Raw genomic sequence first — 23,886 nt, forward strand, 5'->3', positions numbered from 1 at the left:
AACTCATTTATGAAAACTAGTACGGCATTCTTTTTTTGTTTTTTTTACATTTTTACTTTTAGCCAAAGACATTTAACAGCTGTTTTAATTGTCAAAGAAAATAATGACTCTTTAAGAGTAAAAGTTGATATACCAATGATTAAAGAATCATCACGAGTAAATATCGACGAAGACAGCTTTTTTCGTAAAGTAAAAGTTGTTGATGATAATGGTAAAAAATTATATACAGTTCAGCCCCAAGATATTAAAGAACTATCTTTTTCAGACTTAGATGGTAAAAAAAAGATTTATCATAAAGAAATTTCCAGAAATCGTTTAATGCAGCTTTTATATGATGGAAATATTAAATTGTATAAGCAATTTATCCCTCAAATGCATTATACTGCAATTTATTATTTGTTTTTAGATTCTAAAAGGGAACCTATTAAAGTTGGCTTATTTGAAAATAATGAGAAAATTTTATTAAGAATTACAGAATCTAAACCTGAACTAATAAATAAAATTAAAGAATTGAAAGGTGGGGAAGACGAAATGATAGAAATATTAAAAGAATTTGAAGAATCTTAATAATATAAAAAGTTTATAATTTAATTTATGGGGTAGTTCGCGCTTCCCCATAATTTTTTAAAAAATAGACAGACTATTTCTATTAATTCTCCGTTTCCATTAAAAACTATCAGATGAAAACTCTCGTATTGCTGGTTTTCTGTTGTATAAGTGTTCAGTCACAGATGCTCACTTCTGTCTATTTCGATTATGACAGTTATACACTCACGAAAGAATCCCGAAGAAAATTAGATAGTCTGGTAAACCTGAAAAGCAATCTGAAATTCAGGATTTTTGGAAACTGTGATATTTCCGGAAGTTCGGAGTATAATAAAAAGCTATCTGAAAGTCGGGCTAATGCAGTGAATAAATATCTTCAGGCAAGAATCGGAAATACGATTGCTCTGGAAAGCGTTGTTGGTTTGGGAAAAGAAAAGCAGATCAATGACAACAGTACCGAAGAATTGCGCCGTAAAAACAGGAGAGTAGATATTTTTATTGATCAGGTGCTGAGGGCGGGCGAAATAAAATCAGGCAGAACGTTTGAAAGCTTTTTCAGCAGGAAGGTTGCTGATATGAAAGTTGGAGAGAATTATTCTTTACCGAATGTCAATTTTATCGGAGGGCGCCATGTCTGGTTTCCAAAAGGAAATAAAGTTCTGATTCAGCTGGCTGATGTGCTGAAAAATAACCCATCTCTTGAAGTGGAGCTTCAGGGACATATCTGTTGTGATTATGATAATTTCGATGGTGAAGATCTCGATCTGAAAACTTTTAATCTTTCCTGGACAAGAGCTCATGCGATCAGAGAATTTCTCGAAAAGCAGGGAATAGATTCGCGCCGGATAAAAGTTACCGGAATGGGACATCTCAATCCCGTCGTTTATCCTGAACGTACTGAAGAAGATATGATAAAAAACAGGCGGGTGGAAATTGTGGTGCGTAAAAAGTAAAAATTTATTATTCTGTTATTTTCAAATATCTTTTCTGGTAATCGGGATTATAACAGTGATAAGAAATCAAATTTGCTGTTTTTTCCAATCCTTTATTTCCTTCGTTTTTATAAAGTAAAATTTCATCTTGAGTAAGTTGTATCCAGACTTCCCATACACCGTGAGTTCCGCAGGTTACTTCCATCAGATAAGTGTCATGATGATTTTTAAATAATCTGTAAATATACTGGCTCAATGAAATGAGTTTAAAATTTTTCAGATCAAATTCCACCATAACAAGTTTTTATTGAATGTTGTTATTTAATATTATCTTCTTAGTTTGCTGAACGAAGCCATCAGGTAAAATAAAAACGGTAAAATAAAAATAGACCCTAAAATCAGTGCCCAGCCTAAAGCGGAAATGGTTTTCGGAGCTGCAATATGCTCCAGTAAAGAAAGGTGCTGCCCGTTTCCGAAAAGAATAATATTGGGATTATGCTGGTAGGTGGCTGCAACTAAAATCATAATCACCTGAAACCCGGCTAATGCCCTTACAGGAAGAAGTTTTTTGGTATTCATAGCTCTGAGAATCAACAGGAGACAAATGGTTGCAAAAGCCGTTGCCATCATTCCCAGTGGCTTTGAAAAAACCCACATGATCAAGGGAATATCAGACAGATAAGCTGTTAAGAAAACAAGTGCTCCTGTAATGACAACAAAAATCATCGTTTGTTTCGATTTTTTAATCATTAAATTAAGTTCGAGGCGGTCAACTGTTTCTCTCAAAGCAAAAACAGAAGCCAGATAAGCACAGATGGAAACCGTGAAAAGTCCTACAGCAACCCCGAACCAGTTCAGCCAGCTGAAAATATAGAGATCTAAAAACCCTTTGGCATCAGGATTAATAGAATGCGAAATAGTTGCAGCAGCAATTAATCCCAGAAAAAAAGGCGTCAGAAGACTTGAAAAATAAAAAATCTGCGTATATAGCCTCTGCCATTCATCTTTCACGGCATCATAATGCCTGAATGTAAATGCCGTTCCTCGCGCAATGATCCCGATAAGCATTAAAACCAGAGGAATATGCAGATAAGTTGATAGGGTGGTATAGATTTCAGGAAACCCTACAAAAAGAATAACAATAGCGATGATCAGCCACATATGGTTGGCTTCCCACACCGGAGCAATCGATTCATACATGATCACTTGGGTTTTCGGACGGTTCTTTTTTCTCGTAAAAAGCTCTACGATTCCTGCTCCAAAATCTGCTCCGCCCAAAATCACATAAAGACAGATCGACAGCCAGAGGAAACCTATAACTACGTATATCATAATTTTTTTTGTTTATCGTTAAACTGAGGATCCGTAGGATCGTAAAGTTTCGGGACCATTTTGATCTGTCTTGTCAGAAGGAAAATAATAACGAAAGACAGTGAAACAAAAACAGCGGTAAAGAAATAGAATGAATACTGAATTCCGGGCATCGGTGTTACGGCATCAACAGTTTTCATAATTCCGTAAATAATCCAGGGCTGCCTCCCCACTTCCGTTACGGTCCATCCGGCTTCCAGTGCGATATATCCAAAAGGTGTTGCTATTAAGAATGTTTTCAGCAGCCACTTCTTTTTCAGCCACTCTTTTTTAAAAAACGCAGCATATAAATAAATAATTCCTATAATAATCATCACCACTCCGAAGAAAATCATAATCTGAAAGGCAAAATGCACTACAGCAACCGGCGGCCATTCATCCCTTGGGAAATCTTTCAGTCCTTTTACTTCAGAATTAAAATCATTGCTTACGAGAAAACTTAAGACTTTAGGGATTTTTATGGCATATTTTATTTCTGCTTTTTGCTCATTCGGGATACCGCCAATCACAAAAGCTGCACCTTTTTCCGTTTCAAAATGTGCTTCCATTGCTGCTAATTTGATAGGTTGTCTTTCCGCAACAGATTTCGCGGCAACATCACCACTAAGAGGTGCTCCAAACGCTCCTATTAATGCGAATCCGGCAGCAATTTTAAAAGCTTTGGTATGAAATTCAATATTCTTTTTGCGAAGAATCATATAGGCATGAAGTCCTGCAACGGCGAATCCTGTGGCGCAAAATGCAGCGACTGTCATATGCAGCGCCTGCGGAAACCACGCATCATTAAACATTGCTTTAATAGGGTCTATATTCAGGTACTGTCCGTTAATATAATCAAAACCGGCAGGAGAATTCATCCATGCATTGGCTGCAACGACTAAAATTCCGGACGCTAAACCGCTTATACCTACCAGAAAGCCACAGAACCAGTGAAACCATTTGTTGAATCTGTCCCAGCCGTAAAGAAAAAATCCTATGGCAATAGCTTCTATAAAAAAGGCTGTTCCTTCCAGGGAAAATGGCATCCCGAAAATAGGGCCTGCATGTTTCATGAAGTGTGGCCAAAGAAGTCCGAGTTCAAAAGAAAGCATCGTTCCGGAAACAGCTCCGGTGGCAAAAAGTATGGCGACGCCTTTGCTCCATGCTTTGGTGAGACCTTTGTAGATTTCATTATTTGTTTTTAAATATTTCCAGTGGGCAAACGCCATCAGAAAAGGCATAACCATTCCCACACACGAAAAAATAATATGAAAACCGAGGGACATTGCCATTTGGGCACGAGCTGCAAGGAAATCGTCCATAAATACTAAATTTTAAGTAAATAAATGTAAGGATAAATTGCCTATATACGAATATGATTTCCGACAGTTATTATTCAGATTGAAGATTTTAACTTTGTATTTTTTATGAGTAAATTCTATTCAGATTCTGTGGAAAAGTCTCGTGGTTTTTGACATATTTTAACTTTCATAACTCGAAAAAAATCACGATATTTGTGGGTCTTTGCATTTAGCAGGATTTTTAATATTTTATATGAGTCAGAAACAATATACAGCTAGTAGTATTCAGGCATTGGAAGGGATGGAGCACGTTCGTATGCGTCCTTCAATGTACATTGGTGATGTAGGAGTAAGAGGTCTACATCATTTGGTTTATGAAGTAGTGGATAATTCTATTGACGAGGCTTTGGCAGGATACTGCGATACCATCTTTGTCAGCATTAAAGAAGGAAACGGAATTGAAGTAAGTGACAATGGTAGAGGTATTCCGGTAGACTTCCATGAAAAAGAACAAAAATCTGCTCTTGAGGTTGTAATGACAAAAATCGGGGCCGGAGGTAAGTTCGATAAAGATTCTTATAAAGTTTCCGGAGGTCTTCACGGAGTTGGGGTGTCTTGTGTAAATGCACTTTCCAATGAAATGGTAACCACCGTTTATAGAGATGGAAACATTTATCAGCAGATCTATTCCAGAGGAAAAGCACAGACCGGTGTTGAAGAAATCGGAAACAGCGACAAGCGAGGAACCAAACAGTTCTTCCAGCCGGATGATACTATTTTTACCGAACTGGTTTATAACTATGATACTTTAGCGAGCCGTTTAAGAGAACTTTCTTACCTTAATAAAGGAATTACAATTACCTTAACTGACGAAAGAGAAAAACTTGAAGACGGGTCTTTCAGGTCTGAAGTTTTTCATTCCGAAGGCGGGCTAAAAGAATTTGTTGCATACATTGACGGAAACCGTGAATCCATTATGGAAAATGTGATTTTCATGGAAGGCGAAAGAGATGATATTCCGGTGGAAGTAGCCATGCGTTATAACACATCATTTACCGAAAATCTTCACTCGTATGTTAATAATATCAATACACATGAAGGAGGAACTCACTTAGCAGGTTTCAGACGTGCTTTGACGAGAACCCTTAAAAAATATGCCGATGATCTGGGTATTCCTCAAAAGGAAAAAGTAGAGGTTACAGGAGATGACTTCCGTGAAGGATTAACAGCCGTGATTTCTGTAAAAGTAATGGAACCTCAGTTTGAAGGGCAGACAAAAACAAAATTAGGGAACTCTGAAGTTTCCGGTGCTGTAGACAAGATTGTAGGCGAAATGCTGACAAACTTCCTTGAAGAAAACCCTAACGAAGCGAAATTAATCGTACAGAAAGTGGTTTTAGCGGCAAAAGCTAGACAGGCAGCAAAGAAAGCCCGTGAAATGGTGCAGAGAAAATCTCCAATGGGAGGTTCCGGGCTTCCGGGAAAACTTTCAGACTGTTCTTCAAAAGATCCTGCAGAATCTGAAATTTTCCTTGTAGAGGGAGATTCCGCAGGTGGAACGGCAAAACAGGGAAGAGACAGGTTTTTCCAGGCGATTCTTCCATTAAGAGGTAAAATTCTTAACGTTGAAAAATCAATGCTTCATAAAGTGTATGATAATGAGGAAATAAAAAATATCTACACCGCTCTTGGAGTTTCTGTTGGAACAGAAGAGGATAGCAAAGCTTTAAACATGGCTAAGCTGAGATACCACAAGATTGTTATCATGACCGATGCCGATATCGATGGTTCCCACATTTCTACCCTGATCCTGACGTTCTTCTTTAGATATATGAAAGAACTGATTGAAAACGGATATATTTATATTGCTCAGCCGCCTTTATATTTACTGAAAAAAGGAAATAAAAAGGTCTATGCCTATAATGAGAAGGAGCGTGAAGAATTTACCCTCGAAATGTCTCCGGACGGAAAAGGAGTGGAAGTACAGCGTTACAAAGGTCTTGGAGAAATGAATCCTGAACAGCTTTGGGAAACCACTCTTAATCCTGAACACAGAATTCTTAAGCAGGTAACTATTGATAATGCAGTAGAAGCAGACAGTGTCTTCTCCATGCTTATGGGAGATGAGGTTCCTCCGAGAAGAGAATTTATTGAGAAGAATGCAAAATATGCAAAAATTGATGCATAATATAATAGCATTTAACATAATAAAGGCCTCAGTAATGAGGTCTTTTCCTTTTATTTTAAATCCTGTTTAACATAAAAAAAATAATTATAAACACTTAAAGGATTTTCTTATTTTTGCTAAATTTTAATAACCATGATTAAAATACTTTGTACCGTAGCTCTTTCCACAGCATCATTGTATTATGCACAGAGCTTTCCTGCTTCGGCAATTCCTGAAAATTTGAAGAAGAATGCAGACGCAGTTATCAGAAAAGATTTCACTACTGTCCAGATCAATAAGATCGATGATATCAAATACCAGTATTATACCGTAACAACAGTTCTCAATAAAGATGGAGATTCGGATGCCCAGGTATTCATTCCTTATGAAAAAGGAAACAGTATTTCCGATGTAAAGGTGAATATCTATGATGAAGCCGGGAAAAAAATAAAGTCTTTTTCCAAATCTGATTTCAATGATTTTGCAAATAATAATCAGGGAACATTTTATTCGGATAACAGGGTAATGGTTTTACCTTATATGGCGACACAATATCCTTACACCGTTGAATTTTCTTATCAGATCGGTGATGAAAATACGGTATTCTTACCTGATTTTACACCTTTCAGATCAACGAAAGTATCATTGGAAGAAGCGCAAATGAAAATTGTCAATAAATCCGGAATAGATCTTAAAACAAAAATTTATCCGTCGCCCTATAATTACACTTCAGTAACTGAAAGTGAAAATGCCGGCGAAAAAAACTATACGTATAAAAATGTTCCGGCTATAGATGATGTGTTTTTACTGCCTCAACCTGTGAAAATTTTGCCTAAAGTAAGCTTTGCTTTAACAAAATTCAATCTTGAAGGAAAACAGGGAAGTATCAATAACTGGGGAGATTTCGGAAGCTGGTATTATAATAGCATTTTACAGCCGGTTTCTGTATCTACACCTGCTATTAAAGCTGAGGTGATGAGCCTTGATCTTAAAGGAGCAACAGAAGAAAAAGTAAAAAAGCTGTACCAGCATATGCAGGCTAAAACAAGATATATTTTTGTAGCGCTTGGAATAGGAGGATGGCAGCCTATGCTTCCTGATGAAGTGCAGAAAAAAGGGTATGGTGACTGTAAAGGACTTACCAATTATATGAAAACTTTGCTGGATGAAGCCGGTATTCCATCGTATTATTCAGTAGTTAATTCAGGTACTTCGCCTGTATCTTTTGATAAAGATTTCCCAAAGATGGGTGGCAATCACGTTATTTTAATGGTGCCGACAGAAAAAGGGAATATCTGGCTGGAAAATACTTCCCAGCAAGTGGCATTTAATCATTTAAGTTACAATACAACGGCAAGAAATGTTCTTTCGATCAGAAAAGAAGGTATTGAACTTATTAATACTCCGGATTACACCGCTGAACAAAGTAAAGAAAAGCAGAAGCTCACAATCAAAATTAATGAAGATAACAGTATTTCGGGTGAAGGAAGTTTTTCTTATACCGGAATTCAGTATGATAACAATCTTGCTCTTGCTTCCATGTCTTCAAAAGAACGAACCGAAGCCGTAAAAAATATGTTGGATGTTTTGCATTTTGAAAAAATCGAGATGAAAAATTTCCTGAATGATAAAGATAATGCAGTTGCGAAATACGACCTGGATTTTAAAGCCAACAATTATTCTAAAAATGCGGGAAACAGTATTATTTTCAGAGCAGTTCCTATTTTTTCTAACAATGTTTATAAAAATGAAGAAAACAGAGAATTGCCATTCGAATTGAGACAGTCTTTTGAAGATGAATATGAAGTAAGCTTTATCCTTCCGCAGCAATATAAAGTGGAAGAGCTTCCGGAAAATATTGTACTGAATTCGGAATTCGGAACGTACAAACTGAGTTTTGTGAAAAACGGAGAATCGCTGAAGGTCACAAGATCCATCAGAATTAATAAAGGTATTTACCCGAAAGAGAAATATAACGATTATATCAATTTCAGAAAAAAAACAATTAACATAGACAACTCAAAAGTTTTAATATCTAAAATTTAACATGAAAAAAATAGTATTCATCGCTCTTTGCTCAGCTCAATTTATTTTTGTGAATGCTCAAAAACATAAATTTCTCGATCCGCCAAAATTCAATGATGCAGATTTATCTAAACAGAAATCAACTCTGGATGAAAATGCTCCGGCGGAAATTCTTTACAGATCATTACATTTCAGCGTTGATAACTTAAATGGTAATCTTATCAAAAATACATTTTACAGGATAAAAATTTATGATAAAGATAAAGCTGAAGAATGGCTGAATCTCGAAATACCGCTGTATCAGAATGGTGGTAATAGAGAAACGCTTAACAAAGTAAAGGCCTTCACTTATAATCTTGAAAACGGAGTTGCTGTAGCCACAAAAGTTGACAAAAGCTCGAGCTATAAAAGCAAAGAAAGCAAAAATATTTCTATTAGCAAGCTTGCATTTCCTAATGTGAAAAACGGTTCTGTTATTGAATATCAGTATGAGGTAGTATCTCCCTTTTTTTTCATTATTCCTGAAATTTTGATTGAAACAGATGCCCCTTCCCTTTATACGGAATACGTTTTGGACAGTCCTGCCAATATTGCATACAATCTTAATTATACAGGTTCTCTGCTGCCAAAATATAAAGAAGTTGATGAAAGAACTTTACATGGAGCGAGCTATAGAACCTATCGGTTTGCCTATGAAAATCTGAAAGCTTTCAAAACGGAAAAGTTTGTAAACAATGACAGAAATTACAGGACAAAAATAGGTGCAGAGCTTCACTCTACAAATTTTAGGGAACTGAAACTCTACTCATCATCGTGGGAGCAGATTAAAGATCGTCTTTATGAACGTGAAGATTTTGGAGAGGAGTTGAAGAAAACAAAACTAGCTAAGGAAAACATGCCGGCCAATATTGCAGGTATTTCCAATGAGTTGGATAAAGCCAATGCCATTTTTGATTATGTGAAAAATACTTTTATATGGAATAAAGACAGAGGTCTCTATGTGGAAGACGGGATTAAAAAAATGCTTGAAACAAAAACGGGAAATGCTGCAGAAATTAATCTCTTCTTGGTAATGTTGTTGCGTGAGGCCGGTATTAAAGCAGATCCTCTTGCTATTTCAACAGTAAGTAACGGACTCATTAACCTTGTTTCTCCAAATGTTTCTAACATGAATTTTGTAATTGCAGCAATTCAAACGAAAGACGGTTTCCATCTGTATGATGCTACGGTAAAGCAGTCGTCCATTGACCAACTTCCCGCAAGAGACTGGAATCAGTTTGGAATCCTGCTTTCTAAAGATAAAGCACAGCAGCTTACAATGAGCAATGCCAAAGCAAGCTTTACCTATCTCACGGCAACGGCTAAAATTAATGAAGACGGAAGTATTTCCGGAAGTTATTCAGACAGAGATACCGGAACATATGCTATGTTTGCCAAAGAATTCTACGATGAAAATGCCGATAAATACAAAAAACAATACAAAGAAAATTATGCAATAGATTTTACCGATATTGACTCTAAAGTTATGGAAAACGGTGATTTTGAAAGCACTATGAAGTTTTCATCCGAAAACCTTATTGATAAAGTCGGCAAAAAGATCATCATCAATCCGATGCTTTTCCTGAATAAAAACTCCAATGAATTTGATCAGACGGAAGAAAGAAAATACATGATTGATTTTATCACACCTTTTACAAGAGTGAAAAAGATCATTCTTCAGATTCCGGAAGGATATGCGATTGAAGAAATGCCGAAAAATAAAAAAATTGTTACCGAAGATAAAGAAATTGAGTATAGCTATATCGCAGAGCAAAAAGGCAATACTTTGGAAGTGATTTCCACCACAAAAGTTTTGAGCCCGAACTATCCGAAAGAATATTATCCTGCATTCAAACAGATTTGGGGGGTAGCATCCAAACAGGAGAATCAGGTAATCAGCCTGGTGAAAAAATAAAACCACATAATTTTTAAAATAAGTTTAAAACCATTCATTTTTTGAATGGTTTTTGCATGTATATAGAAAAAGAATTATGAAAAACACTATAGCCGCTCTTGCTCTTTCGCCACTTTTTATCATTTCATGTAAAAAAAACGAAAACAGCAGCACGGAAATTATTAAGAATGACTCTGTACACGCAAATACATTTATGGTAGATTCTGTAAAGGTGAGTGATTCTTTAAAATTGAGTGATTCTCTTAAAGTTAAATATTCAGCTACAATGCTGGTATTTCCTGACATTAAAAACAATGCACTTCTGGACAGCATTTATTTCGAAGAAAAAAATATCCGTGATTTTTCGAAAAACGGCATTCAGGATTGGCTTGAAAAAGATAAAAACGAATACTTCAACAGCATTAAAAAAAATTCTAAAGACTGGATTTCAGATATGAATTTTTCCCAGGAGTGGTATTCTGATAAAGCTATGAAACTTAAATCAAAGCTGAATGATTATGTACATATTCAGTATATCTGGGGTTCTTATGAAGGAGGTGCTCATGACAATTATGGTTTTTCAGAAAGAGTTTTTGATGTAAAAAACGGTAAAAAGCTTCAGCTAAAAGATATCACCAGCATGTCGACATCGAAAATTGAATCCATGCTTCTGAAAAATATTAATAAAATAAACAGCGGAACTACAGATAATACCGGAGCAGTTAATAATTCGGAGATGCTTTTGGTAGATGTGATTCCTGCAACGGAAAATTTCTATTTTGACGAAAAAAACCTTTATTTTCACTACAGTCCTTATGAAATTGCCGCTTTTGCTGCAGGAGATATTACCATTCCTATTTCATGGACAGAGCTGAAAGGTACCATTAGCCCTGAATTCGAAAAAAGAATGGGCATAACCTATTAAGCCGATACCAAGATCGATACAAAATGATGAAAAAAATCTATTTCATATGGATATTGTCTTTCCTTTCAGCCATCTTTGCCTGCAAAGAATTTGGAAATGAAAATAAAAATTCAGAAAAAAACGGATTTGGTAGAACTACTGTAGATTCTGTCATAGAAGAAGATACCCTGAAAATTTCTGATTCTGTTGTATTGCGTTATTCATCTAAGCTGTTATGGTTCCCCGGTCTTGACAATAAAAAATTTCTTTCGGAAATTTATTCCGGCGAAGAAATATCAGATTACTCCAAAAACGGACTTCAGGTTTATATTGATAAAGAAAAAGAATCTGTTTTTGACAGAACGAAAAATTTTCGTGGCCTGCCGGATGCAAAACAGCAGCAACAATGGTCTTATATTTCTCAGATGAATGTGCGTATGAACAGAAATAATTATGTAGCTGTTCAATATTACAGCAGTCAGTTTCTGAATGAGAATAAAGTTCAATATCATTATGAAGAGAAAGTTTTCGATTTTAAAAATCAGAAGAAACTTCAATTATCAGACGTATTAGTTCTTTCCGAAGAAACCATCCGCAGGATATTAAAACTGAGCCTGGAAAAAACAACCATGATGCAGCAGATTAAAACCTATGATCGGGAAGCTTATGCAGCTCTTTCTGCTATTACTTTTCCGGTGACCAGGAATTTTTATTTTGATGATTCCAACCTGTATTTTCATTACAATATGAATGAGATCAGCCATAATTATGATATCGGAGATATTATTCTCACCATTTCATGGGAAGATCTGAACGGATATATTAAGCCGGATTTTGCCAGAAGAATGAAAATTAACTGAATTTAATGCTTTCTAATCTGAAAGCATTTTTTATTTTTGCATCAATGGAAAAAGTAGCCTTCATTATCAATCCCTTTTCGGCCAAAAGAAACTATCAGCCGTTTCTTACTGAACTGCATGCCAAGGTGAAAAATCCTTTGTATTATATTTCAGAATCCATTTTGGGAACCGACGATTTTATTCATAATCATTTTGATGAAATTGATATTTTTGTAGCGATAGGAGGAGACGGAACTATTTCAACGGTAGCCCGTAATCTCATCAATACACAAAAAATTCTGGCTATTTTTCCGGCAGGTTCCGGAAACGGATTTTCCAACGAGACCAATTTTAGCAAGAATCTTGATGAACTTCTTGAAAAACTCAAACGAAAGAAATCCAGAAAAATTGACACTTTTACCATCAATGGAAGACTGTCCATTAACGTTTCGGGGACCGGCTTCGATGGTAAAGTGGTGAAAGAATTTGAAAAAACAACGCGGGGTTTTAAAAATTATATTAAAGTTTCCCTTAAAACATTCTTCAAATACAAGCCGAAAAAAGTTAAATTTTTGGATGAAAAGTATAAAGAATACGATGGTAAATACCTTATGGTGAATATTGCCAATACACGCCAGTTTGGAAATAATGCATATATAGCACCACATGCAAGCAAAAGTGACGGACTGGTGGATATGGTTCTGGTAAAGAAATTTCCAATCACTTATTCTCCGTTATTTGCATTCAGAATGTTTACCAAAAAACTGAAAGATGATAACTATATTACTTATCTCCCTATATCAGAAGTGGAATTTAAGGTAAACACCAAAAATTGGCATATTGACGGTGAGTTCAATAAGATAAAGTCACCTATTCATGTAAAAGTGCAGCCTTCGAGTTTGAATATTTTAATTTAAATTATTAATTCAGTTAAATTTATAAATGTCTCCATATCCATTGGTGCATTCCTTGAAAAATTCTTTAGGTAAACCGTTTTTAAGACTGATTTTTGATACAATATTTTTATTACAATGCAAATTTGTATTTTGAAAGATTAAAATTTTATTTATCAGCTTCGTGGGTAAATCTGTATCTACGCCAACAGTGTAATTTCCTAAATATTGATTCTCTCCGTTAAAAATAAGTATTCTATTTGTTGATCGTCGAGATAATCCCCAAATCCACGTTGAATTCATTATTTTATAAGTTTTGCCTTCATTTGTTTTAACTCTTCCAAGATAAGTAAGATGTGTTTCTGTTCCTCTCGTTTCTGTCCATTTTCCAAAGATTATTTTTTTTCCAATTAATCTTTTTGATAAGACTATTTGCTGAATTTTGTCATTGCTGATTTGTGAATTTCCAGAAAAAGGAATTAATATGCATAAAGAGGCCAAAAGCTTAATATAGAATAATTTTTTCATCAATTAAATTTCTAATTTCTTTTCTATATCACGGGGATGATTCAGAGAATACTGCAGTTGATCCTTATCCAGTTGTTTTTCCCAGTTGGCAACCACAACTGTTGCTACGGAATTCCCGATTACATTGGTTAAGGCACGGCATTCACTCATGAATTTATCAATTCCCAAAATCAGCGTCATTCCCGCAATAGGAATTTCAGGAACAACGGCCAACGTTGCAGCTAATGTCACGAAACCCGCTCCTGTAACACCTGCAGCGCCCTTTGAACTCAGCATGGCTACTAACAGCAGCATCATCTGCTTTTCAATCGGAAGATGAATATTAAGAGCCTGAGCAATAAATAATGAGGCCAGTGTCATATAAATATTGGTTCCGTCAAGATTGAAAGAATATCCCGTTGGAACCACCAAACCTACGATAGCTCTTGAACAGCCTGCTTTTTCCAATTTTTCCATAATTCCGGGAAGTGCAGATTCAGACGAACTTGTTCCTAAAACCAACAGTAATTCTTCTTTAAGGTAATACATCAGTTTGAAAATATTAAAACCATTGTACCACGCTACAGAACCTAGAACCAGCACCACAAACAATGCAGAAGTAATGTAGAAAGTCCCCACCAGAAATATGAGGTTCAAAACAGAATGAAGTCCATATTTACCAATTGTAAAAGCCATCGCTCCAAAAGCTCCAATCGGTGCCAGCTTCATCAGCATATGAACAATTTTGAAAACCGGTGTGGAAAGATCCTGCAGAAATTCGGTTACTTTCGCGCTCTTTTCTTTTGTTAACACCAAAGCAACACCCATCAGAATGGCTACCAGCAGAACCTGAAGAATATTTTCGCCCACCAGCGGACTAAAAAGTGTTTCGGGGATAATATTCATGATAAACCCGGTAAGGGTAGATTCATGTGCTTTTTGTTGGTATTGTGACACATCTCCGGACAGGGTAGTAGGATCTATATTCAGTCCATGGCCAGGCTGTAAAATATTTCCAACCACAAGTCCGATAATCAGTGCTAATGTTGAAAAGGTTAAAAAATAGATCATCGCTTTAACGGCAATTCTTCCTACTTTTTTCAGGTCTGTCATGTGAGCGATTCCCAACGTAAGGGTGATGAAGATTACCGGAGCAATAATCATTTTTACCAGTTTAATAAAGCCGTCACCCAAAGGTTTCATCTTCTCTCCCAGTTCAGGGTAAAATTTTCCTAAAAGGATTCCGGCAATTATAGCGATCACCACCTGAAAATAAAGCTGCTGATAAAGTTTTTTTGCTTTCAATGAAATTGTTTTAAAGAACGAAAATTATGAAAAATTTACTGTTTCTGATGACAAATATCAGTAAAAGTTTCGGCGGGGCTGAAAGCCCCGCCGAAACTAATTATATAAAGTCCTGGAGAATAAAAAACGTAATTGTTATTCCACTGCTACGGAATCATCACCTCTGCCATCCGCAACAGCATGAATATTCCCTTCATCGTCAATCATAATCATTTCTGTTCTCCCTATTTGTCCCCATTTTTCAGCTTTATATCCAAGCTTTTCCATATCATTAATAGTGCTTTCAGGAAAGTTCTTTTCAAAAGCAACCGTTTCCGGAAGCCACTGATGATGGAATTTTGGAGCATTGACAGACAGATTGGCACTGAGTTTAAAATCTACTACATTTACAATAGACTGATAAACAGAAGTGGGAATTGTTGTTCCTCCTGGTGTCCCTACAACCATATAAGGTTTTCCGTTTTTCAGAATAATTGTGGGAGTCATTGAAGACAGCATTCTTTTATTAGGCTGTATAGAATTTGCTTCTCCGCCCACAGCTCCGAACATATTCGGAACGCCAGGCTTAATTGAAAAATCATCCATTTCATTATTTAGAAAAAAACCTGCGCCGGAAACAACAACTTTACTTCCATATAAGCCATTCAGAGTAGTGGTTACAGCAGCTGCATTACCATCTTTATCAATTACTGAAATATGCGTAGTCTCTGTTGATTCTTTAGGCTGCTTTATGATTTTTCCGACTTCTGCACTTGGGGTGGCTTTGCTAAAACTAAAATTTTTCCACCTGTTTTTTAAGTATTCATCTGAAATAAGATATGAAGTTTTATCCTGGATGAAAGCGGGATCTCCCATGTATTCTGCCCTGTCAGCATAAGCTCTTCTTTCTGCTTCCACCATAATCTGAACAGCTTTTGTAGAATTCTGCTGGTATTTTTCCAGATTTTCATAAGATGCCATTTTCAGCATTTGTGCCAGAAGAATACCGCCGCTTGATGGCAGTGGCATAGATACAATCTGGTTTCCTTTATAATCAAAATCCAATGCTTTTCTTTCAATAACTTTATAGTTTATAAGATCTTCAGATGTAATAATTCCGTTTCCCTTTTTCATTTCAGCAACCAGAAGTTCAGCGGTTTTGCCTTCATAAAATCCTTTTTGCCCGGATTTCTGGATGCGTTTTAAAGTTTCTGCCAGCTCTTTCTGAATAAGCAGGTCGCCGGTTTTCCATGGAATATTTTTTACAAAAGCAATACCTGTTTTGTTATGACGCTCAAATTTTTCTTTATTGGCGTTTAAAAGATCAGCTTCCTGGCGGGTAATGGCAAATCCTTTTTCGGCCAAATCTATTGCCGGCTGAATAAGTTGTTCCATGGGTAGTCTGCAATGCTTCAGTGTTGCAAAAAAACCGGCTATACTTCCCGGGACTCCTACTGCAAGCCTTCCGTTTTGGGAAAGGTCTGTATCTGCCTTTCCTGTTTTATCTAGATACATATCGTGGGAAGCCCTTGAAGGTGCAGTCTCACGATAATCAAGTGTGAATTTTTCACCGTTATTTTTTACACCTACCAAAAAACCGCCTCCTCCGATATTTCCGGCCTGCGGATAAACCACTGCAAGCGCATACTGAGTGGCAACAATGGCATCATAAGCATTTCCCCCCATCTTCAATATTTTGGCACCTGCCTCACTTGCAAGAGGATGCGCCGAAACAACAACACCTTTATTTTTTACCTTTACTTCCTTTAGAATGTTAATGTCAGTATATTGCGCTGATACTGTGGAAGTAAATAAAATAAAAGAAATAATAATCTTTTTCATTTACAAATTTTACAACCGAATTTACGATTTTGTTTTAAGATAGACTTTAAAATATTACTTTTGCTTTTATCAACTAATAAAAATAAAATGGAATCCCACACGGAAAAAATACTCATTACGGGTGCCTTAGGGCAAATCGGTACCGAACTTACTAACAGACTTGTTGAAATTCATGGAGCAGAAAACGTAGTTGCTTCAGGTCTTGACAGATGGCAGAAAGGTATTACTTCAGCAGGATATTATGAGAGAATGGATGTAACCAATACCCAGCTGGTGAGACAGATCATTAAAGATTATGAAATCACCACAGTGTATCATCTGGCTTCATTATTATCCGGAACTTCAGAAAAACAGCCAATTTTTGCCTGGAAGCTGAATCTTGAACCTCTTCTTCACTTCTGTGAAATGGCAAAAGAAGGACTTATTCAGAAGATTTTCTGGCCAAGTTCAATTGCTGTATTTGGAAAAGGAATTCCAAAAGAAAATGTAGGTCAGGACGTAGTGTTAAACCCTACTACCGTTTACGGAATCTCCAAAATGGCGGGAGAAAAATGGTGCGAATATTATTTTGATAAGCATGGAGTAGATGTGAGAAGTATTCGTTATCCGGGTCTTATTTCCTGGAAAACTCCTGCCGGCGGAGGAACTACAGATTATGCCGTAGAGATTTTTTATGAAGCGATTGAAGAAGGGAAATACACAAGCTTCATTTCTGAAAATACCGGAATGCCAATGCTGTATATGGATGATGCGATCAATGCAACGCTTAAACTTATGGAAGCTCCAAAAGAAAATCTCAGCGTACGTTCTTCATATAATTTAGGCGGAATGTCCTTTACTCCAAAAGAATTGGCTGAAGAAATTAAGAAAGAAATACCGGGTTTTGAAATCGATTATAAGCCTGATTTCAGACAGCAGATTGCTGATTCCTGGCCGGCATCAATTGATGATTCTGTTGCGAAAAAAGACTGGGGATTGTCTTATGAATATGGAATTTCTGAAATGACAAAAGATATGATTAAAAATTTAAGAATAAAACTTAATAAAAAGCAATAGATAAAGTATAGCTTTAAATATAACTTTATTTAACATCTGATTTTTAATTAATTATATTTTTTATTTAAAATTAACTTTAAATGATATTATTAACTTTTAACGTCGTAAATATTGTAGCAAAATGTAAAGATGGCGCTGAAGTTTCCGATGAGGAAAGGCTGAAAATTTCAGAAAATAATACGAAAGCTATTTTAAGAATTTTAGATATACATGATATAAAGGCAAGCTTTTTTGTGGAAATTTCCTTAGCAGAAAAGCTGCAGAATTTACTAAAAGCAATTTCATCCCAAGGGCATGAAATTGCTTTTTACAATCAGAATTCAAGTCCTGAAGAAATAGAAGATACAAAAAGAATGACTCAGGATTTTTTGGAAAAGCAGATCAAGGGAATCCGCCAAAAGGACAATAAAATTTCTTATCAAAGGTTGAAATTGATGGAGTTCAGTTATATTTCAAATATTGATAATGCCGGTATACTTTTTCCTTTCAAAAGACTTAAAAGAGATACGGAGATTATTGAGCAGGACGGATTGAGTATTGTTCCGGAGAGTATCTCACCTTACAGCCAGCTCCCATATAATGATTTTGTGTTTCAGGTTCTGCCGATGAAGTATTACCGGAATATGGTTTTTGAAACATTAAAGAATGATGACTTTGTGCTGATCTATTTAAATTCCTGGCAGTTTACCGATTTCGCAAGATATCATTTTGATGTTCCTTTTTACAGAAGGCTGAATTCTGGCAAAAAAATGGAGGACAAACTGGATAATCTCCTCAACTGGATCAACGAGAAAGAAATGGCTACTTCCCGTATGAAAGATTACATTTTTTAAAGTTCTATTCTTCGTTTTTACAAATGGCCAGAAGATCTGTAGAATATTGCATTTCTTTTTTAAATACAATATCTTCATAGGAATACTGCGATGCAAAATCAGCTGAAGTATTGTCCTCTGACCGGAGTGGATTTTTATTCCCAGTCCTGATTTTTCTTAAAAGCTCAAATATCTTTTTCTGAACATTTAAAAGGAAAACTCTCAATGAGTAAGGATAGATTGATAAAGTGGATGGAAGAACTGCTATTCGCTGTTTTTTTGTTCTTTTTATTTCTTCTAAAATTAAATCTGAATCTGAACCTATTTTTAAAATTTCAACCTGTTTAAAATATTTTTTAAGCAATTTTTCCAGGCTTTCCGGTGTATATTCTTTCAGATGAAAAATATTCCAGGGTTGCTGAATATAGTTAAACAGCCTGTATTTTTTATCCGGAGTTGAAATAATCAGGATTCCGCCGGGATTTAAAAGCTGTTTTAGCGCAGAAGTATATTTTTTATCATCAGGAACATGTTCAATAACCTGAAAGGAAGTAATAACATCAAATTTTTCATTTCCTAATTCAGCAATTGTTTTGAAATTCAGATTGGGAGCTTTATATTCATTATTTGCAAAGTCTACCGCTTCCTTGCTGATATCAACACCAGTGACGCTTGCAGCAGTCAAAGAAAGCATGTGTGAACCATACCCCGAACCGCATCCGTAGTCTAAGACTTTTTTGTCTTTTACAAGTTTTTTGGCGTATTCATAGGTTGCAATATGCATTAAGTGCAGATACAATTCAGATTTATTGGCAAATTGCTGATGTATGATATGTCTTTCTCCCGTATCTTTCATTTTAATGTCTTAATTAGATGGATAATTATGCCAGTTCGAAAAGCGTGATTTCGGGTAAAACACCCACTCTTCCCGGATAGGCCAATACTCCAAAACCTCTGTTTACATACAGCATTTTTCCTTCACTTTCATATAAATCTGCCCATTTCGGATATTTGTACTGTACCGGAGACCATTTGATATTTTTAAGGTCGAGCCCAAACTGCATTCCGTGCGTGTGTCCGGAAAGGGTCAGATGAATATTTCCCGGGTGTTTTTTTACGACATAATCGAAATGGGTAGGATCGTGGCTCATCAGAATTTTTGTAGCCGATTCCGGAACTCCTTTCAACGCATCATCAATTCTCCCGAATTGCGGAAAAGGTTTCAATCCCCAGTTTTCAACCCCCAGAATGTATAGCTTTTCACCGTTTTTCTCAATAATGCGGTGCTCATTCCGAAGCATATCAAAACCAGCCTGTCTCTCATAATCAATCAATGTATCAAGGTTTTTTCTCTTTTCATCCGGTGAGTTCCATTGTATATAATCGCCATAATCATGATTGCCAAGAACGGCAAATTTGCCATCTTTTGCTTTAATCTTTGAAAACAACGGGATAAATGGCTTAAATTCTTCAGCCACATTATTCACCATATCTCCTGTGAATAGTACAAGATCAGGATTTTGTTCATTGATAAGGTTGATGGCATGTTCCAGCTTGGAAGGATCCGAAAAACTTCCGCTGTGTACGTCCGAAATCTGTACAATTTTATATCCTTTGAAACTTTTCGGAAGATTGGCAAAATTAATCCTTACTCTTCTTACTTTATGACGGTACTTCCCAAAGGTGATTCCATCAATAAAAAGAGCGGAAAGTACACCTCCGAGTCCTAATCCTACGATGCTTAAAAATTTTCTTCTTTCAGGAAAGAAATTCTCTGAAGATCCTGCCAGTCCGATCAGGTAGCCTCCGGTTCTCAGGATATCATCAATTAAAAGAAATAAAACGACAAAAATTTTAGGCAGAATAAAGATCAAAAATAGTGATATCATGATCTGGGCCCTCATCATACTTCTGTCGGCTCTGCTGAAGTTAGAAATTTCGTATGCGAAAAAACCGTATACTACTAGGGTAATAACCCAATAGCCGATCCTGATCCAGGAATTATCCGTAAGGGTTCTGATCGCCTGATAAATGTATGCTTCCAGCAGGAGGAAGACGGCAGCAATAATTAAAAAGTTTCTTTGCATAATCGTTTAAAAAAAGCACAAAGAATAATTTCCCTGTGCTTTTTGTTATTTTAATTAAATATTATTAAGGAAATCTGTAAACGATAGCATTGATATTCATTCCGGCACCTACCGAAGTCATCACAATGTTACCTTTATCTTTAAACGATTGACCTTCCATTTTTCCTTTAATTATTAAATCAAACATGGTAGGAATGGTTGCCACAGAAGAATTTCCGAATTCCTGAATCGTCATTGGTGAAATAGAATGATCATAATCTTTCACATTATAAAGCTTGTGAAGTCTTTCGATCATGGCATAATCCATCTTGGCATTAGCCTGGTGAATCAGAATTTTATTGATGTCTTCTATAGAAAGTCCCGCGTCTTCAATAGTTTCTTTTATTGCTGCAGGAACGTTTTTCAGGGCATATTCGTAAATTTTTCTTCCCTGCATTCTTACAAAAATACGCGTCTGGTCAGATTCTTTATTAATGGAAGGGCCATTTGCTAAATAATCCAGTTCCGGGCCGTTGTCACAAATGGTGTTGTGGGCAATGATTCCTACATTTTCATCGTCTGTTGCTTTTACAACAACAGCACCTGCTCCATCTGCAAAAATCATTCTGTTTCTGTCGTGAGGATCAGTTACCCTGCTTAATGTTTCTGCGCCGATTACAAGAATGGTTTTAGCTACTTTAGCTTTAATTAAGTTGTCGGCCAAAATCATCGCTTCCACCCATCCCGGACACCCGAAAAGCATATCATATGTTACACATTTTCTGTTTTTAATGCCGAGCTTATTCTTTACTCTTGCCGCCATGGTTGGCATGAAATCCGCATATCCGTGTACCGTGACTTCTCCGAAATTGCTGGCATAAATAATATAATCAAGTTCTTCCTGATCTATTTTCGCGTCTTCAATCGCAATTTTGGCAGCCTCGTACCCGATTTGTGAATTGGATAGATCTTCTTCTATGAATCTTCTGTTCTCAATTTCTGTAATTTCTACAAATTTTGCAATCGTTTCTTCAGCAGGTTTATCAATTTTCACCCCGTCTTCTGAATAAAAATCTGAACCTAAGAAATAGTCTCTCCCGATAATTCTGCCGGGAAGGTAAGATCCAGAACCAATTATGATCGTATTCGGCATTCGTTTAAATGATTTTTTAAAGATGCAAAGTTAATAATTAATATTAATAACAGAGAATTAAAAATATTATTAAATTTGCAAAAATTGTACTTTACAATCATATGAAAAATAATGCATCCTTAAAAGGCTTACTTATTGCAATTGCGGCATTTATCTTTGCCTTTGGGATTTACTTTCTCTTTCTGGCCAAAAGGAATTATTATGTAGTGGACAATCCTACGGCAAATACATTCTATTATAAAATAAACAACGGTTCAGAAGGAACTATCGCAGGAGGGCAGACCGTTCACGTTGACCTTAATAAAGGGAAAAATTCCATTAAAGTGTTTGACCAGAATAAAAAATTGTTGTTTGATTCTGCTTTCGAAGTTAATAAAATAAGAGGGCTTATTAATATTGCACATCAGGATTATTATATCAATGAGCAGTATTATGGCTACAATCTTAAGAAAGATTCACTACTTTTGGCATTGGATAAAACCATAATCGACGGAAAAGCCTATTTTGGAGGAGCAAGACGCTTCAACAAACTGTTTACCGACGATTTTTACTATAACGTAGATGAGGATTATGATAAAGTAATCAAAAACGTTCAGAAGGTAGAGTCAAGATCAAAGATCTTCAGAAAACAGGATTACCTTAATTATTATAAAGAATATTACAAGTTTTAAGTTTTGACAAAAGATATTACCAAAATTACGCCCTACAACTCTGAAGCTACTAAAAAAAGCCAGGTAGAGGATATGTTCGACAATATTGCACCGAAGTATGATCTGCTCAATCATGTGCTGTCCATGAAAATTGATGTTTTATGGAGAAATACTTTAGTGAGCTGGATGAAAAAAGACAGCCCGCAGGAAGTGCTGGATGTCGCTACCGGCACGGGAGATCTGGCCATTGCTGTTGAAAAAGGCACAGGCTCAAAAGTGATCGGATTGGATTTATCGCAACAAATGTTAAATGTTGGCGTTATTAAAATAAAAAAACTTAAATTAGACGGCAAAATTTCCATGCAAAAAGGAGATGCGGAAAACTTACCTTTCGAGGATAACAGATTTGATGCGGTATCCGTTGCGTTTGGAGTGAGGAATTTTGAAAACCTTACCAAAGGTTTGGCAGAGTTGAGAAGAGTTGTTAAAGATAACAAGAGTGTTTATATACTGGAGTTTTCAAAGGTTGAGGGTTTCATGGCGCCATTCTATATGTTTTATTTTAAAAATATATTACCTGCTATTGGCAGACTGGTTTCCAAGGATAATAGGGCATACACATACCTTCCGGATTCTGTAAATGCTTTTCCTTTCGGGGAAAAGATGAGACAAATTCTTTTAGATACAGGATTTAAAAAAGTTGAATATAAAAAACTAAGTTTAGGTATAGCCACAATTTATAAAGCAACAAAGTAACCTATGAATAAATTTTTATTAAAAGCACTGGTTTTAGCCTCAGTAAATGTTGCGTTGTTAGCAAACGCGCAATTCAGAACCCGAAACAGAATGGATAAGTTGGAAGACTTTGATGAGCAAAAGTTCAGCTGGGGTTTTTATCTGAATGGTAACAGACTAGACTACCGTATCGTTCTGAATCCAAGATATGGCTCAAGTAATAACCAGAATCTTGTTACCTCTAAAGAGAGTTACAGTTTTGGTGCCGGATTAATTGCAAAATGGAGACTGAACGATTATTTGGATTTAAGATTAGAACCAGGGTTACAATTCGGTCAGAGACAATTAACTTTCAATACGCAGTCTAACGATCAGTATGCAGCGGGTACTTTGACAAACGATCCTTTTATTCCTATTCCTTTGGCTGAAAAAGACAGAGTAAGAGAAATTAAAACAACTTTGGTTGACGTTCCTGTGTTGCTGGAATTCCATGGACAGAGATGGTACAATTCAAGACCATATGTTGCAGCAGGGGTTAATTATATTGTTAATCTACAGTCAAATTCAGACTCTACTGATGATAACCTACAGCAGGTTTTCAGATCTACAACACACAATTTTGCATGGTCTGCAGAAATGGGCATCCAGTTTTACTTTAATAAATTTAAGCTTACACCAGCAATCAGAGGAACATTCATTATGAATAACGAGATTGTGGCAGATAATGCGACAACACCTCCGTACTGGACTGCAGCAATGTCTACCTTACAGACAAGAGCTGTTTTCTTCGTACTGAAATTTGAATAAGAAAATAGAATAAGAGATAAAAAGGAGGCGCATTTGTGCCTCCTTTTATGTTTGAAATCAAAATATAAAGACTTTTATTTTTGT

At 36.0% G+C, this 23,886-nt stretch carries 22 protein-coding genes; 13 read left to right on the forward strand and 9 right to left on the reverse strand.

The window, feature by feature from the left end:
• The first annotated feature begins 9 nt into the window (after nucleotides 1-9).
• Nucleotides 10-567, forward strand: coding sequence for a hypothetical protein (locus tag M0D58_RS17860; protein ID WP_248392349.1), 558 nt, complete (start codon nucleotides 10-12; stop codon nucleotides 565-567).
• Between the two features lie 113 nt (nucleotides 568-680).
• Nucleotides 681-1,499 (forward strand): OmpA family protein, encoded by an 819-nt coding sequence (locus M0D58_RS17865; RefSeq protein ID WP_248392350.1) that lies wholly within the window; start codon nucleotides 681-683, stop codon nucleotides 1,497-1,499.
• Between the two features lie 7 nt (nucleotides 1,500-1,506).
• On the opposite strand, the gene M0D58_RS17870 is transcribed toward M0D58_RS17865, so the two are convergent.
• Genes M0D58_RS17870 through M0D58_RS17880 form a run of 3 tightly spaced genes read right to left on the reverse strand, consistent with a single transcriptional unit; the run spans nucleotide 1,507 to nucleotide 4,150 of the window.
• Nucleotides 1,507-1,773: a hypothetical protein gene (locus M0D58_RS17870; RefSeq protein ID WP_248392351.1), complete on the reverse strand. Its 267-nt coding sequence runs from the start codon at nucleotides 1,771-1,773 to the stop codon at nucleotides 1,507-1,509.
• Nucleotides 1,774-1,805: 32 nt separating this feature from the next.
• Nucleotides 1,806-2,810 (reverse strand): cytochrome d ubiquinol oxidase subunit II, encoded by a 1,005-nt coding sequence (locus M0D58_RS17875; RefSeq protein ID WP_248392352.1) that lies wholly within the window; start codon nucleotides 2,808-2,810, stop codon nucleotides 1,806-1,808.
• Nucleotides 2,807-4,150 (reverse strand): cytochrome ubiquinol oxidase subunit I, encoded by a 1,344-nt coding sequence (locus M0D58_RS17880; protein ID WP_248392353.1) that lies wholly within the window; start codon nucleotides 4,148-4,150, stop codon nucleotides 2,807-2,809. Before M0D58_RS17880 ends, M0D58_RS17875 begins: the two co-directional genes overlap by 4 nt.
• 232 nt (nucleotides 4,151-4,382) lie before the next feature.
• Here M0D58_RS17880 and gyrB point away from each other — a divergent pair, with 232 nt between their 5' ends.
• The 6 genes from gyrB (at nucleotide 4,383) to M0D58_RS17910 (ending at nucleotide 12,914) form a co-directional block, all read left to right on the forward strand.
• The gene (gyrB, locus tag M0D58_RS17885; protein WP_248392359.1) at nucleotides 4,383-6,317 is read left to right on the forward strand and encodes a DNA topoisomerase (ATP-hydrolyzing) subunit B; all 1,935 of its coding nucleotides are present in this window, start codon (nucleotides 4,383-4,385) and stop codon (nucleotides 6,315-6,317) included.
• A 132-nt stretch (nucleotides 6,318-6,449) separates the two neighbouring features.
• Complete coding sequence (locus M0D58_RS17890) at nucleotides 6,450-8,342, forward strand: DUF3857 domain-containing protein (RefSeq protein ID WP_248392366.1); 1,893 nt, start codon at nucleotides 6,450-6,452, stop codon at nucleotides 8,340-8,342.
• Nucleotide 8,343: 1 nt separating this feature from the next.
• Nucleotides 8,344-10,275 carry a transglutaminase-like domain-containing protein gene (locus M0D58_RS17895; protein ID WP_248392367.1) on the forward strand — a complete coding sequence of 644 codons (1,932 nt, stop codon included), beginning with the start codon at nucleotides 8,344-8,346 and terminating at the stop codon, nucleotides 10,273-10,275.
• 76 nt (nucleotides 10,276-10,351) lie between these two features.
• Nucleotides 10,352-11,179, forward strand: coding sequence for an RsiV family protein (locus M0D58_RS17900; protein WP_248392368.1), 828 nt, complete (start codon nucleotides 10,352-10,354; stop codon nucleotides 11,177-11,179).
• Nucleotides 11,180-11,202: 23 nt separating this feature from the next.
• A complete protein-coding gene (locus M0D58_RS17905; RefSeq protein WP_248392369.1) occupies nucleotides 11,203-12,018 on the forward strand; it encodes a hypothetical protein in 816 nt (271 codons plus the stop codon).
• A gap of 5 nt (nucleotides 12,019-12,023) precedes the next feature.
• Nucleotides 12,024-12,914 (forward strand): diacylglycerol/lipid kinase family protein, encoded by an 891-nt coding sequence (locus M0D58_RS17910; protein ID WP_428037167.1) that lies wholly within the window; start codon nucleotides 12,024-12,026, stop codon nucleotides 12,912-12,914.
• A 9-nt stretch (nucleotides 12,915-12,923) separates the two neighbouring features.
• On the opposite strand, the gene M0D58_RS17915 is transcribed toward M0D58_RS17910, so the two are convergent.
• The 3 genes from M0D58_RS17915 to ggt form a co-directional block, all read right to left on the reverse strand.
• Nucleotides 12,924-13,418 (reverse strand): hypothetical protein, encoded by a 495-nt coding sequence (locus tag M0D58_RS17915; RefSeq protein ID WP_248392370.1) that lies wholly within the window; start codon nucleotides 13,416-13,418, stop codon nucleotides 12,924-12,926.
• Nucleotides 13,419-13,421: 3 nt separating this feature from the next.
• Complete coding sequence (locus M0D58_RS17920) at nucleotides 13,422-14,702, reverse strand: dicarboxylate/amino acid:cation symporter (protein ID WP_248392371.1); 1,281 nt, start codon at nucleotides 14,700-14,702, stop codon at nucleotides 13,422-13,424.
• A gap of 135 nt (nucleotides 14,703-14,837) precedes the next feature.
• Nucleotides 14,838-16,523, reverse strand: a complete 1,686-nt coding sequence (gene ggt / locus M0D58_RS17925) for a gamma-glutamyltransferase (RefSeq protein ID WP_248392373.1) — start codon at nucleotides 16,521-16,523, stop codon at nucleotides 14,838-14,840.
• Nucleotides 16,524-16,610: 87 nt separating this feature from the next.
• Between ggt and M0D58_RS17930 the strand changes: the two genes are divergently transcribed.
• Together M0D58_RS17930 and M0D58_RS17935 are read left to right on the forward strand one after the other, a co-directional pair.
• Nucleotides 16,611-17,579: an NAD-dependent epimerase/dehydratase family protein gene (locus M0D58_RS17930; RefSeq protein WP_248392375.1), complete on the forward strand. Its 969-nt coding sequence runs from the start codon at nucleotides 16,611-16,613 to the stop codon at nucleotides 17,577-17,579.
• 80 nt (nucleotides 17,580-17,659) lie between these two features.
• The gene (locus M0D58_RS17935) at nucleotides 17,660-18,412 is read left to right on the forward strand and encodes a polysaccharide deacetylase family protein (RefSeq protein ID WP_248392377.1); all 753 of its coding nucleotides are present in this window, start codon (nucleotides 17,660-17,662) and stop codon (nucleotides 18,410-18,412) included.
• Between the two features lie 4 nt (nucleotides 18,413-18,416).
• On the opposite strand, the gene M0D58_RS17940 is transcribed toward M0D58_RS17935, so the two are convergent.
• The 3 genes from M0D58_RS17940 to M0D58_RS17950 all read right to left on the reverse strand — a co-directional run bounded on the left by M0D58_RS17940 (nucleotide 18,417) and on the right by M0D58_RS17950 (nucleotide 21,610).
• Complete coding sequence (locus M0D58_RS17940; protein WP_248392379.1) at nucleotides 18,417-19,247, reverse strand: class I SAM-dependent methyltransferase; 831 nt, start codon at nucleotides 19,245-19,247, stop codon at nucleotides 18,417-18,419.
• 25 nt (nucleotides 19,248-19,272) lie between these two features.
• The gene (locus M0D58_RS17945; protein WP_248392381.1) at nucleotides 19,273-20,478 is read right to left on the reverse strand and encodes a metallophosphoesterase; all 1,206 of its coding nucleotides are present in this window, start codon (nucleotides 20,476-20,478) and stop codon (nucleotides 19,273-19,275) included.
• 64 nt (nucleotides 20,479-20,542) lie between these two features.
• Nucleotides 20,543-21,610 carry a 3-oxoacyl-ACP synthase III family protein gene (locus tag M0D58_RS17950; protein ID WP_248392383.1) on the reverse strand — a complete coding sequence of 356 codons (1,068 nt, stop codon included), beginning with the start codon at nucleotides 21,608-21,610 and terminating at the stop codon, nucleotides 20,543-20,545.
• A 101-nt stretch (nucleotides 21,611-21,711) separates the two neighbouring features.
• On the opposite strand from M0D58_RS17950, the gene M0D58_RS17955 reads away from it, so the two are divergent.
• From M0D58_RS17955 to porT, 3 genes are read left to right on the forward strand one after another with little or no spacing between them, the layout of a single operon-like run.
• Nucleotides 21,712-22,281, forward strand: a complete 570-nt coding sequence (locus tag M0D58_RS17955) for a hypothetical protein (protein WP_248392385.1) — start codon at nucleotides 21,712-21,714, stop codon at nucleotides 22,279-22,281.
• 3 nt (nucleotides 22,282-22,284) lie between these two features.
• A complete protein-coding gene (gene ubiE, locus M0D58_RS17960; protein WP_282569130.1) occupies nucleotides 22,285-23,016 on the forward strand; it encodes a bifunctional demethylmenaquinone methyltransferase/2-methoxy-6-polyprenyl-1,4-benzoquinol methylase UbiE in 732 nt (243 codons plus the stop codon).
• Between the two features lie 3 nt (nucleotides 23,017-23,019).
• A complete protein-coding gene (porT, locus tag M0D58_RS17965) occupies nucleotides 23,020-23,802 on the forward strand; it encodes a type IX secretion/gliding motility protein PorT/SprT (RefSeq protein ID WP_248392387.1) in 783 nt (260 codons plus the stop codon).
• Nucleotides 23,803-23,886 lie beyond the last annotated feature (84 nt).

The organism is Chryseobacterium nepalense (assembly GCF_023195755.1).
GTDB lineage: Bacteria > Bacteroidota > Bacteroidia > Flavobacteriales > Weeksellaceae > Chryseobacterium > Chryseobacterium nepalense.

What these genes read in the sequence shown, in the direction of transcription:
- M0D58_RS17860 (WP_248392349.1), top strand. Translation starts at nt 10, where the DNA reads ATGAAAACTAGTACGGCATTCTTTTTTTGTTTTTTTTACATTTTTACT.
- M0D58_RS17865 (WP_248392350.1), top strand. Translation starts at nt 681, where the DNA reads ATGAAAACTCTCGTATTGCTGGTTTTCTGTTGTATAAGTGTTCAGTCA.
- M0D58_RS17870 (WP_248392351.1), bottom strand. Translation starts at nt 1,773, where the DNA reads ATGGTGGAATTTGATCTGAAAAATTTTAAACTCATTTCATTGAGCCAG.
- M0D58_RS17875 (WP_248392352.1), bottom strand. Translation starts at nt 2,810, where the DNA reads ATGATATACGTAGTTATAGGTTTCCTCTGGCTGTCGATCTGTCTTTAT.
- M0D58_RS17880 (WP_248392353.1), bottom strand. Translation starts at nt 4,150, where the DNA reads ATGGACGATTTCCTTGCAGCTCGTGCCCAAATGGCAATGTCCCTCGGT.
- gyrB (WP_248392359.1), top strand. Translation starts at nt 4,383, where the DNA reads ATGAGTCAGAAACAATATACAGCTAGTAGTATTCAGGCATTGGAAGGG.
- M0D58_RS17890 (WP_248392366.1), top strand. Translation starts at nt 6,450, where the DNA reads ATGATTAAAATACTTTGTACCGTAGCTCTTTCCACAGCATCATTGTAT.
- M0D58_RS17895 (WP_248392367.1), top strand. Translation starts at nt 8,344, where the DNA reads ATGAAAAAAATAGTATTCATCGCTCTTTGCTCAGCTCAATTTATTTTT.
- M0D58_RS17900 (WP_248392368.1), top strand. Translation starts at nt 10,352, where the DNA reads ATGAAAAACACTATAGCCGCTCTTGCTCTTTCGCCACTTTTTATCATT.
- M0D58_RS17905 (WP_248392369.1), top strand. Translation starts at nt 11,203, where the DNA reads ATGATGAAAAAAATCTATTTCATATGGATATTGTCTTTCCTTTCAGCC.
- M0D58_RS17910 (WP_428037167.1), top strand. Translation starts at nt 12,024, where the DNA reads ATGCTTTCTAATCTGAAAGCATTTTTTATTTTTGCATCAATGGAAAAA.
- M0D58_RS17915 (WP_248392370.1), bottom strand. Translation starts at nt 13,418, where the DNA reads ATGAAAAAATTATTCTATATTAAGCTTTTGGCCTCTTTATGCATATTA.
- ggt (WP_248392373.1), bottom strand. Translation starts at nt 16,523, where the DNA reads ATGAAAAAGATTATTATTTCTTTTATTTTATTTACTTCCACAGTATCA.
- M0D58_RS17930 (WP_248392375.1), top strand. Translation starts at nt 16,611, where the DNA reads ATGGAATCCCACACGGAAAAAATACTCATTACGGGTGCCTTAGGGCAA.
- M0D58_RS17935 (WP_248392377.1), top strand. Translation starts at nt 17,660, where the DNA reads ATGATATTATTAACTTTTAACGTCGTAAATATTGTAGCAAAATGTAAA.
- M0D58_RS17940 (WP_248392379.1), bottom strand. Translation starts at nt 19,247, where the DNA reads ATGAAAGATACGGGAGAAAGACATATCATACATCAGCAATTTGCCAAT.
- M0D58_RS17945 (WP_248392381.1), bottom strand. Translation starts at nt 20,478, where the DNA reads ATGCAAAGAAACTTTTTAATTATTGCTGCCGTCTTCCTCCTGCTGGAA.
- M0D58_RS17950 (WP_248392383.1), bottom strand. Translation starts at nt 21,610, where the DNA reads ATGCCGAATACGATCATAATTGGTTCTGGATCTTACCTTCCCGGCAGA.
- M0D58_RS17955 (WP_248392385.1), top strand. Translation starts at nt 21,712, where the DNA reads ATGAAAAATAATGCATCCTTAAAAGGCTTACTTATTGCAATTGCGGCA.
- porT (WP_248392387.1), top strand. Translation starts at nt 23,020, where the DNA reads ATGAATAAATTTTTATTAAAAGCACTGGTTTTAGCCTCAGTAAATGTT.